5 protein-coding genes and 1 pseudogene are annotated in these 4,299 nt (G+C 74.6%); all 6 read left to right on the top strand.

Annotated elements, in window-relative coordinates:
• Window positions 1–729: hypothetical protein (locus ABD211_RS31425; RefSeq protein ID WP_344139793.1), on the top strand; the 729-nt coding region annotated here is incomplete at its 5' end.
• An 11-nt stretch (window positions 730–740) separates the two neighbouring features.
• Window positions 741–1,736 carry an SDR family NAD(P)-dependent oxidoreductase gene (locus ABD211_RS31420; RefSeq protein ID WP_344139790.1) on the top strand — a complete coding sequence of 332 codons (996 nt, stop codon included), beginning with the start codon at window positions 741–743 and terminating at the stop codon, window positions 1,734–1,736.
• Between the two features lie 24 nt (window positions 1,737–1,760).
• A complete protein-coding gene (locus ABD211_RS31415) occupies window positions 1,761–2,483 on the top strand; it encodes a sugar phosphate nucleotidyltransferase (RefSeq protein WP_344139787.1) in 723 nt (240 codons plus the stop codon).
• Complete coding sequence (locus tag ABD211_RS31410) at window positions 2,480–3,388, top strand: SDR family oxidoreductase (protein WP_344139783.1); 909 nt, start codon at window positions 2,480–2,482, stop codon at window positions 3,386–3,388. The genes ABD211_RS31415 and ABD211_RS31410 overlap by 4 nt, the downstream gene beginning before the upstream one ends.
• Entirely contained in the window at window positions 3,385–4,092 is a 708-nt protein-coding gene (locus tag ABD211_RS31405; protein ID WP_344139780.1) for a spherulation-specific family 4 protein, read from the top strand. The genes ABD211_RS31410 and ABD211_RS31405 overlap by 4 nt, the downstream gene beginning before the upstream one ends.
• Window positions 4,089–4,299, top strand: a pseudogene (locus ABD211_RS31400) (hypothetical protein); the annotation flags it as partial. The gene ABD211_RS31405 and the pseudogene ABD211_RS31400, both read left to right, overlap by 4 nt.

The raw sequence follows: 4,299 nt of genomic DNA, 5'->3' as shown, positions 1-4,299 counted from the left end.
CTCGTCGCCGCCGCCTGCGCGGCGGCCACCGTGCTCGCCACGATCGGCCTCGCCGTCCGGCTCACCGCCGGCAGCCGCACCGGGCGCTGGCCCGCCGGGCGCGACCTCGGCGACGCCGCCGAACAGGCCGCGTACGGGCTGGTCGCGGCGGGCCTGCTGGTGTTCATCCCGACCGCCGGCCGACTGCTCGACGAGGTCGGCGCCGGCACGCCCAGCGGCCTGACCGCCGTCACCGGCGGCGTGGTGCTGCTGCCGCTCGCGGTCAGCATGGGGTTCGCCGAGTGGCTGCTCTACCGCTACCGGGCCGCCGCGCACGACGCGCTGCACCAGCGCTCGACGCTGCGCGCGTTCCGGAACTGGTCGGCGGGCGCGCTGATGGTGGTCCTCGCGGCGTACCTCGTCGTGGTGGCCGCCCTGTCCGCCGCGTGCGCAGGGCTGACCGCCCTGCTCAGCGGCGACGTGCCGCCGGCCGACGCGCTCATCGCGGCCGGCGCGCTCGGCGGCGCGTTCTTCCTCGCCCTGCTGCTGATGGCATGCGGGGTCCGCCACGTCGCGGTGCTCTCCGGCGCCGCCGCGCTGGCCACCGAATGTCTCGTCGCGGCCCTCGGGTCCCGCGCCGGGTACCGGGTCGACGTGACCGCGCTGCAGTTCGCGGTCGCCGCCGGCCTGACCCTTGTCCTCCTGGCCTACGCCCTGGTCGTCCTGACCCGGGCCACCCAGCATCGTTGAAGGAGCCACACATGGCAGGCATGGTCGGCGTGACCGGCGCGGACGGCTTCATCGGGTCGCACCTGGTGGAACGGCTCGTCGCCGACGGCCACCGGGTCCGCGCCCTCGCGCAGTACAACTCCCTCGGCTCGTGGGGGTGGCTCGACTCCCTCGACCGCGACGTGCTGGCAGAAGTGGAGGTCGTCTCCGGCGACGTGCGCGACCCCGCGTGCGCCCGCGAGATCGTGAAGGACGCGGAGGTGGTCTACCACCTGGCCGCGCTCATCGCGATCCCGTACTCCTACCGCGCGCCGCGCTCCTATGTGGAGACGAACGTGATCGGCACGGTCAACGTCCTCGAGGCGGTGCGCGAGGCGGGCACGCCGCGCATGGTGCACACCTCGACGAGCGAGACCTACGGCACCGCGCGCACGGTCCCGATCTCCGAGTCGCACCCGCAGCAGACCCAGTCGCCGTACGCCGCGAGCAAGCTCGCCGCGGACAAGTTCGTCGAGAGCTACCACGACAGTTTCGAGGTGCCGGCGGTGACGCTGCGCCCGTTCAACACGTTCGGTCCCCGGCAGAGCGCCCGCGCCGTCATCCCGACCGTGATCAGCCAGCTCGCGGCCGGCGCGGACGAGATCCGGCTGGGCGCGCTCACCCCCACCCGCGACTTCACCTTCGTGGCCGACACCGTTTCCGCCTTCGTCACGGTCGGCACGGCGCCGGCTGACAAGGTGGTCGGCAAGCTGTTCAACGCCGGCACGGGCGGTGAGATCTCGGTCGGCGACCTGGTCACCCAGATCACCGAGCTGATGGGTCGCCCCGTGCCCGTGCGCGAGGAGACGCAGCGGCTGCGCCCCGACAACTCCGAGGTCATGCGCCTGGTGTGCGACAGCTCCAAGCTGCGGGAGGCCACCGGCTGGGCGCCGCAGCACTCCCTCGCCGACGGCCTCAAGGTCACCATCGACTGGTTCTGCGATCCGGCCAACCTGGCCCGTTACCGCCCCGGCAGCTACGCGGTCTGAACCGCGCGATACGAGGAGGTTCCCATGCACGCCGTGATCCTGGCCGGTGGCAAGGGGGTGCGGCTGCGGCCGTACACCACCAGCTTGCCCAAGCCACTCGTCCCCATCGGCGACCGGTACTCGATCCTGGAGATCATCATGCGGCAGCTGTCGCATCATGGCTTCCGCACGGTGACCCTGGCCATCGGCCACCTCGGCCACCTCATCCGCGCGTACGTCGGCGACGGCAGCCAATGGGGCCTGCAGTCCGTCGAGTACGCCACCGAGTCCAGCCCGCTCGGCACGATCGGTCCGCTGCTGACCATGCGCGACCGCCTGCCCGAGCACTTCATCGTCATGAACGGCGACGTCCTCACCGACCTGGACTTCGCCGACCTGATGCGCACCCACCAGGCGTCCGGCGCCGGCCTGACCGTCGCCACGTACGGTCGTGAGGTCAAAATCGACTTCGGCGTACTGGCGACGGAAGGCGAGCGCATCGTCGACTTCACCGAGAAGCCGACCATGGACTACCGGGTCAGCATGGGCGTCTACGGCCTGACGGCCAGCGTGCTGGACCGCTACACCCCCGGCCTGCCGCTGGGCTTCGACGAGCTGGTGCTCGACCTGCTCGCGAACAACCTCAACCCCCGGGCGTACCCGTTCGACGGCCACTGGCTCGACATCGGCCGCCCCGACGACTACGACCGGGCCAACGCGGAGTTCGACATCCTCGGCGACGTACTGCTCAAGGGCGCCCCGTCGTGACCCGTGTCCTCGTGTTCGGCGTCACCGGCTTCCTCGGCCGCCACGTCGCGGCCGCGTTCGCCGGCCGGCCCGGCACCGAGGTCGTCACCGCCGGCCGGCGGCCGGGCCCGGGCGGGGTCGACCATCAGGTCGACCTCGCCACGGCGGGCCCGGCCGCCATGGCCGACCTGGTCCGCGCGGTGGCGCCCGACGCGGTCGTCAACTGCGCCGGCGTCACCGGCACCGACCCGGTCGAGCTGGTCAGCGGCAACGTCGTGGCGGTGGCCACGGTGCTGTCCGCGCTGCACCGCACCGGGTTCGGCGGCCGGTTCGTGCACCTCGGCTCGGCCGCCGAGTACGGCATCACCCCGCCCGGGGTCGCCGTCACCGAGCGCACCCCCACGGCGCCGACCAGCCCGTACGGGGTGACGAAACTGGCCGGGACGGCGCTGGCGCTCGCCGCCCGCGACGAGCTGGACGTGACGGTGCTGCGGGTGTTCAACCCGATCGGGCCGGGCGCGTCGGAGAACCAGCTGGCCGGGCGGCTCGTCGCGCAGCTGCGGCGGGCCCGGGCCACCGGTGAACCCGCCACGGTCGGCGCGCTCGACGGGCACCGCGACCTCATCGACGCCCGCGACGTGGCGACCGCCGTCGTCGCGGCGGCGACGACCGGGGACGGGCTGCCGGGCGTACTCAACGTGGGTTCGGGCCGGGCCACCGCGTTGCGGGAGCTGGCCGCGGCGGCCGCCGACGCGGCGGGCTGCCCGCCCGTGCGCGAGACGGGCGCCGGGTCGCCGCACTCGGCGTCGCTCACCTGGCAGCGGGCCGACATCACGGTGACCAGCGCGGTCCTGGGCTGGCAGCCGGCCATCGACGTGGCCGCCTCGGTGGCCGACATGTGGCACGCGGCCGAGGTCCCCGCGTGATTCCCGCCGGGCGCCGCCTGGCCGTGCCGGCGTACTTCCATCCGGCTGTCGCCCGGGACGACTGGGTGACGCTCGCGGAGCACGCGGGGCGGCTGCGCGCGGTCGTGCTCAACATCGCCGACGGCCCCGGAGCCGCGCCCGAGCCGGTGCTCGGCGCGGCCATCCGGGCCGTCGCCGAGCGGGGCGGCACGGTGCTCGGCTACGTCGACACCGCCTACGGGGAGCGGTCCCCGGCCGCGGTCCGGGCCGACGCCGAACGCTACCGCGCCTGGTACCCGGTCGCGGGCCTGTTCCTGGACCGCGTCGTCACCGCAGCCGACCGGCTCGTCGCGCACGGGCGGGTCGTCGCCGCGGCGCGGGCCGGGGCGCCCGGCACGCTGGTCGCCAACCACGGGACGTGGCCGGCGCCCGCCTACGCGGACCTGGCGGACGCGCTCGTGACGTTCGAGGGGACGGCCGCCGCACACGCCGGCGCCCCCAGCCCCGCCTGGGCGTACGGGCTGCCGGCCGCGCGGTTCTGGCACCTCGTCTACGACGTCCCGGCCGACGGTCTGGCGGGCGTGCTGCGCCGGGCCGTCGCCGGTAACGTGGCGACCGTGCTCGCCACCGACCGCGCCGGCGCGAACCCCTGGAACGGTCTGCCCAGCTACTTCACGCACGCCATCGAGGCCTGGGAGCCGCACCGGGACGCCGCCGCCCGATGAGACCCGACCGGCGGTGGCTCATCATCGGCGTCGTGCTGCTCGCGGCCGCCGTGCTCGTCGGCGTACTCGCGGTGGTGAAGTCCGACCCGCAGGAGCAGGCGCGCCACGGCGGCGGCCCGACGCGGACGCCGCCGCTCAGCGGAACCCCGACGCCCCTGCCGCTCACGTCGGCGCCGCCGACGACCACCCGGCCCACGGCCACGGCCA

It is taken from the genome of Luedemannella flava, assembly GCF_039528515.1.
Classification (GTDB): Bacteria; Actinomycetota; Actinomycetes; order Mycobacteriales; family Micromonosporaceae; genus Luedemannella; species Luedemannella flava.
Note: the sequence above shows the minus strand (reverse complement) of the source record. Positions and strands in the feature narration are given on the sequence as shown.